At 72.9% G+C, this 5,384-nt stretch carries 5 protein-coding genes; 3 read left to right on the forward strand and 2 right to left on the reverse strand.

Features of this window, described 5'->3' with window-relative positions:
* Nucleotides 1-247: 247 nt before the first annotated feature.
* On the forward strand, nucleotides 248-1,129 hold the full coding sequence (locus tag B8460_RS14955) for an MBL fold metallo-hydrolase (RefSeq protein ID WP_048862408.1): 882 nt from the start codon (nucleotides 248-250) through the stop codon (nucleotides 1,127-1,129).
* Here the strand turns inward: B8460_RS14955 and B8460_RS14960 are convergent.
* Nucleotides 1,116-2,708 carry a glycosyltransferase family 39 protein gene (locus tag B8460_RS14960; RefSeq protein WP_048862409.1) on the reverse strand — a complete coding sequence of 531 codons (1,593 nt, stop codon included), beginning with the start codon at nucleotides 2,706-2,708 and terminating at the stop codon, nucleotides 1,116-1,118. The two genes, B8460_RS14955 and B8460_RS14960, sit on opposite strands and share 14 nt — an antisense overlap.
* A gap of 45 nt (nucleotides 2,709-2,753) precedes the next feature.
* Entirely contained in the window at nucleotides 2,754-4,058 is a 1,305-nt protein-coding gene (locus B8460_RS14965) for a hemolysin family protein (protein ID WP_373855909.1), read from the reverse strand.
* 193 nt (nucleotides 4,059-4,251) lie between these two features.
* On the opposite strand from B8460_RS14965, the gene B8460_RS14970 reads away from it, so the two are divergent.
* Both B8460_RS14970 and B8460_RS14975 read left to right on the forward strand, forming a co-directional pair.
* On the forward strand, nucleotides 4,252-4,797 hold the full coding sequence (locus B8460_RS14970; protein WP_158322887.1) for a DUF3429 domain-containing protein: 546 nt from the start codon (nucleotides 4,252-4,254) through the stop codon (nucleotides 4,795-4,797).
* A gap of 85 nt (nucleotides 4,798-4,882) precedes the next feature.
* Nucleotides 4,883-5,170, forward strand: coding sequence for a hypothetical protein (locus tag B8460_RS14975; RefSeq protein WP_048862412.1), 288 nt, complete (start codon nucleotides 4,883-4,885; stop codon nucleotides 5,168-5,170).
* The last annotated feature ends 214 nt before the right edge of the window (nucleotides 5,171-5,384 follow it).

A 5,384-nucleotide genomic window follows, 5' to 3' on the forward strand; every position in this document is an offset into this window, starting at 1 on the left:
GGATGCGATCTGGCTGCTCGCGGCGGGACTGGCCGCCGGCACCGTGCTCGGCATCGCCGCCCTGCGCCGGCGCCGGCCGGCGGACGCGGTGCTGGTGCTGCATATCGCGCTCGCCGGGATCGGCTATCTGCTGCTCGCGGGCTTTGCGATCGGCTGACGGCGGCGGAGCCATGCGGGGCGGCGGGTTACCGGGCGCCCGTCGCGTCCACTATGATTTGTCCGGACAGCAAAAGCGGGGAGGACGGTCATGCGGCAGCTGCGCATAGGCGAGGTGACGATCGACAGCATCGTCGAGCGCGACGGCCCGTGGCGCGAGCCGGAGGTGATGTTCCCCGCCTGCGACACGGCGACCGCCCGCCGGCATCTGGCGGAGCTGCCGCCCTATGTCTTCGATCCCGCCAGCGGCAAGATGTTCATCACCTACCGCACCTATGTCGTGCGCACGCCGCGGCACACGATCCTCGTCGATACCTGCACCGGCGAGCACAAAGGCTATCCGCCGCCGATGGATTTCTCGCCGCAGCCCTGGGCGGACGGGTTCCGCGCCCTCGGGCTGACGCCGGAGGCGATCGACTACGTGTTCTGCACGCATCTGCACATCGACCACACCGGTTGGAACACGACGCTGCGCGACGGCCGCTGGGTGCCGACTTTCCCGAACGCGAAATACGTCTTCCACCGCCGCGAATACGCCGCGTGGGAGGAGAGCACGGCGCGGGGCGAGACGCGGATGGGCGGCGGCGGCGACGTCTTCCGGATGAACTGCGCGCCGATCGTGGAGGCGGGGCAGGCGTTGCTCGTCGACGACGATTTCGATCTCGACGAGACGTTCCGCCTGCTGCCGACGCCGGGTCATTCGCCCTGCCATTGCTGCGTGTCGATCCGCTCGGGCGGGCAGGAGGCGCTGGTGACCGGCGATCTGATGCATCACGCGCTACAGGTGCGCGAGCCGGACTGGTCCACCATCTTCTGCTGGGACCCGGCGGAGGCCGCGCGGTCGCGCCGCCGCGTGTTCGAGCAGGTGGCCGGGACGCCGACGCTGCTGCTGCCGATCCACTTCCCCGGCGCGGTCGCCGGCCATATCACGCAGGGGGCGGACGGATTCCGCTACCGCTTCATCGATCGCTGAGCGCTGCCGCCGGCGGGTGCAGCCGGTGGCCGAGAAAGAGCGGGATCGACAGGGCCGGCCGCCCGGCATGGCGCAGCTCGACGGGCGGCAGCGCCTCGATCGTGTCGAACAGCGCGCCGTAATTCGCGACGACCGAGTCCAGCGTCATGCGCGGCGCGGCGATCAGCACGTCCTTGCCCGCGTAATCGGCGAGCGGCGCCGTCAGCCCGTATTCGCGCGGGTCATTGCCGAGGCAGATCACCGGCGGCTCGCCGCCGAGCGCATAGTCGAGCTTGCCGGCGTCGAACCACCGCGTCGCGGCGACCACCAGCCCGGGCCGGGTCAGCAGGCCGCGCCGCGCCAGGTCGGCGCGCACCGATGTCCAGTCCACCGCGTCGAGGTCCGGGTTGCGGTCGGGCCCGAAATGCCCGAGCACCAGCGGCAGCCAGTTGTAGTGCACCTCACTCGCCACAACCAGCACGCCCGTGCCGACCAGCAGCGCCGTCGCCGCCAGCAGGACACGCACCGGGCGGCTGTCGCGCCAGATGCGCGCGACCAGCAGGCCCAGCAGCGGAAACAGCATGAGGTAGCCGGGCGCCGCCCAGTGGAACAGCACGCGGGTCCAAAGCGAGACGGCGGTGAACAGCGCGACCGTCGGCAGGCCGAGACAGACGAGCAGCCAGCCGCGCGGCTCGGCCGGGCCCCGCCGGAGCGCCGCCAGCGCGCAGATCATCAGCGGCAGCCAGATCCACGGCAGCACGAACAGCGCCTCGCCCGCGAGTGACGTGATCGGGCCGGCGAGGCGCAGATGGCTGCCGGCGGCCCGCCCGCCCTGGAAGGCGAAGGAGGCCCAGTGGTGCCGCGCGTTCCAGATCAGCACGGGCAGGAACGCCGCGACCGCGAGCAGGCCGGCCAGCCAGGGCATCGGCCGGCGCAGCCAGGCGCGTCCCCCCGGCGTCGTCACCAGATAGAGAAGGGCGCCCCCGATCACGAACGCCGCCGAGTATTTCGCCAGGAGGGCGAGGCCGGCGCACAGGCCGGTCGCCGCCCACCAGCGCCACGCCGCCGCGTCGTCGGGCGCGTCGAGCGCGTGCACGAGGCACAGCGCCGCGCCGAGCAGGCCGGCCAGCAGCGGCCCGTCCGGCAGCACCCAGGACGCGGCGGTCACGCCGAACACCGGCGCGGCGTTCATCAGCGCGGCCGCCCACAGCCCCGCGTCGTCGCCGAACAGCCGCGCGGTCAGCCGGAACATCAGCCACGTGCTCAGCGCGAACGTCGCCACGAAGGGCAGCCGCACCGCCCAGGCCGCGTCGGTGCCGAGGAGATGCGTCGCCGCCCAGGCCATCCACCACGCGAGCGGCGGATGGTCGAAATAGCTGAGATGCAGGTGCCGCCCGGCGGCCACCATGTAGCTCTCGTCCATGCCGAGGCCGAGGGCGGAGGCGAAGACCAGCCGCAGCGCCAGGGTGACCAGGATCAGCGCCGCCACGCCGCCCGCCGGGGTGCGCAGCCAGGCGGTCCGGGGCTGGCCGTTCCCGCCCGCCGCAGCCGCGCGTGCGTCGGCGGGGGCGCCGGGGCGGGCGGCAAGGACGAACGGCATCGGCACTCCTGTCAGTCGTGACCGCCCGGCGGTCCGGCGATGGGCCTAGCCGTCGGTCGGATCGCGGATGATCCTCAGCCGGTCCACCCGGCGGCCGTCCATGGCCAGGACCTCGAACCGCCATCCGCCGAATGCGATCCGGTCGCCGACGCTCGGCACCCGCCGCAGCAGCGCGAGCAGCAATCCGCCGGCGGTGTGATAACTGCCGGCATCCGGCAGATCGGGCAAGGCGAGACGGTCCTTCAGGTCGTCCACCGGCATCATCCCGTCCACCTCCAGCGCCGCCGGCGGGCCGTCGGGACTGGACGCCGGCGCCTGTTGGCCGTCCGGCACGACCTGAGGCGCGCTCCAGGTCTCGCCCACGATCGCCTCCAGCACGTCGGCGGCGGTGACCAGCCCCTCGAAGCTGCCGTATTCGTCCATCACCAGCGCCAGACCGAGCGGGTCCGTGCGCAGCCGCTCCAGCGCGTCGAGCGCCGTCGCCGCGTCCGGCACCACGATCGGCGTGCGCAGCGTCGCCGACAGCGACAGCTCCCCGCCGCCGAGCAGCCGGTCGAGCAGATCCTTGGCCTGCACCACGCCCACGACGTTGTCGATCGAGCGGTCGCAGACCACGAACCGGCTGTGCGGCGCCGCCTTCAGCCGGGCGACGATCTCGCGCGGCGGGTCGGTGCGGTCGAGCCAGGCGAGTTCCGTACGGGGGGTCATGATCGCCCGCACCGGCTTGTCCGCGAGGCGCAGGACGCGCTCGATCATGTCCCGCTCCTCGGCCTCCAGCACGCCGGCCGCCGTGCCCTCGGCTAGCAGCGCCTTCAGCTCCTCCTCGGTGACCGTCTCGCGCGCCGCCCGCGTCTGGCCGAGCGCGCGCATTACCAGGGCGGAGGACGCGCTGAGCAGCCAGACGGCCGGCCCGGTGATCCAGGCGAGCCGCGCGATGGGCCGCGCGACGCGGGCGGCGACCAGTTCGGGGCGGCGCAGCGCGAGCTGCTTGGGCACCAGCTCGCCCGCGACCATCGTGAGATAGGTGATGGTCACGACGCTGATGCCAAGCGCGAGCGGCCCCGCGATGCGCCCGATCCAGGGCAGCGGCGCCATCACCTGCGCCAGATGCCCGGCGATGCGGGCGCCCCCGAACACGCCGGACAGGATGCCGACCAGCGTGATCCCCACCTGCACGGTCGGCAGGAACAGCTGCGGATCGTCGGCGAGCCGGCGCGCGGTGACGGCGCCGGGTACCCCCTTGCGCACCAGCACCGACAGTCGCGCCCGCCGGGCGGAAATGAGGGCGAGTTCGCTCATCGCGAACAGGCCGTTGATCACGATCAGCAGCAACGTGACCGCGATCTCCATCCATAACGTCATGCCGTGTCCCGGGTAGGTTCCGCCTGTCGCCCGGCCCCGATCATGCGGCCGGCGGCCATGGCTTGGCCACCATGCGTGGCCGCGCGTTGTCTTGTGCCGTGACGGCCGGCGGGGACCAAGCTTTCATGTCCCACGCGGCGACGCGACGGCGATGGGCCGCCGCAAAGGGAAGGGGACGGGCATGCAGTATCGGTCGGACGGGATGGCGGAGGCAGGGCTTTCGGCGCGGCCGGTGCCGGCGCTGGCCTATGTCCTCGGCCTTGCGGGCGTGCTGCCGTTCCTCGGCGCCGGGATGCTCTCGGTCCGGGCGGACCCGGTGGCCGCCGCGCGGGGACTGGTCGCCCTCGATGCCTATGGCGCGGTGATCCTGTCCTTCCTCGGCGCGGTGCATTGGGGTCTGGCCCTGGCGGAGCAGCCCGGCAGCACCACCGCCTATGCCGCCTGGCCGCTGCCGGGCGCGCAGCGCGCGCGACTCGCCCTCGGCGTGCTGCCGGCGCTGATCGGGTGGCTCGCGCTGTTGCTGCCGGACGCGCTGCCGTACTGGAGCGGGCTGCTTCTGCTCATCCTGGGCTTTGCCGCGACCACGACGGTCGAGGCGCGGGCGGCGCGACGCGGGTTGCTGCCGCGCGGCTACATGCGGCTGCGCTGGCTGCTCACCGCCGTGGTGATTGCCGTGCTGATCGGCGTGCTCGTCCTTCGGCTGCTCGGCGCCTCCATCAACTGGTGAAAGCTTAACGGCACGTAAAAATCCGTCTCGATTTTTGGGATTGGCGCGGATAAGGTAACGACGCTCGCAACCAGGACCCTCCCCGATGGGCGATATCGTGCCGTTTCCCGCTCGCCCTGCCACGTCGCCGGCGACGCCCGCGCAGACGCTCGACGGCGCATTGTCGAGCCTGTTCGCGGCGCTGGACGCGCAGCGCGTGGCGCTGGCCGGGTGGCGCGAGGCGCTCAGCGACCTGCGCGGCTCCGTGGCGGGGCTGGAGGGCAGCCTTATCGATTATCGGGGCCGGCTCGCGGTGCTGAGCGGCGAGGTCGACTCCCTCGGCCGGACTGCCGAGGCGCTGTCGCGCGCGGCGGAGGGTGCGCGGCCGGGCTGAGTTTGCTGCGCCGCAACCTGACGCGCCGGCCTCCGTTCTGGTAAGCATCCGCGCGCGGCCGGCTGCCGTCGGGCATGGCCGGGCGGATGTGCACGCCCGCGCGTAAGTCCGGGCAGGCAGCAGAGGCGATGCAGATGCAGGCTCCGGTTCACCACATCGCGCGGGCAGAAGACGGCGCCGCGTCGTCCGCCGCCGGCCGGTCGGCCGGCGCGCC

Source organism: Acidisphaera rubrifaciens HS-AP3 (assembly GCF_000964365.1).
GTDB lineage: Bacteria > Pseudomonadota > Alphaproteobacteria > Acetobacterales > Acetobacteraceae > Acidisphaera > Acidisphaera rubrifaciens.

Bases quoted from the DNA above. Each gene is read 5' to 3' on its own strand.
- B8460_RS14960 (WP_048862409.1), bottom strand. From the start codon at position 2,708: ATGCCGTTCGTCCTTGCCGCCCGCCCCGGCGCCCCCGCCGACGCACGC.
- B8460_RS14970 (WP_158322887.1), top strand. From the start codon at position 4,252: ATGCAGTATCGGTCGGACGGGATGGCGGAGGCAGGGCTTTCGGCGCGG.
- B8460_RS14965 (WP_373855909.1), bottom strand. From the start codon at position 4,058: ATGGAGATCGCGGTCACGTTGCTGCTGATCGTGATCAACGGCCTGTTC.
- B8460_RS14975 (WP_048862412.1), top strand. From the start codon at position 4,883: ATGGGCGATATCGTGCCGTTTCCCGCTCGCCCTGCCACGTCGCCGGCG.
- B8460_RS14955 (WP_048862408.1), top strand. From the start codon at position 248: ATGCGGCAGCTGCGCATAGGCGAGGTGACGATCGACAGCATCGTCGAG.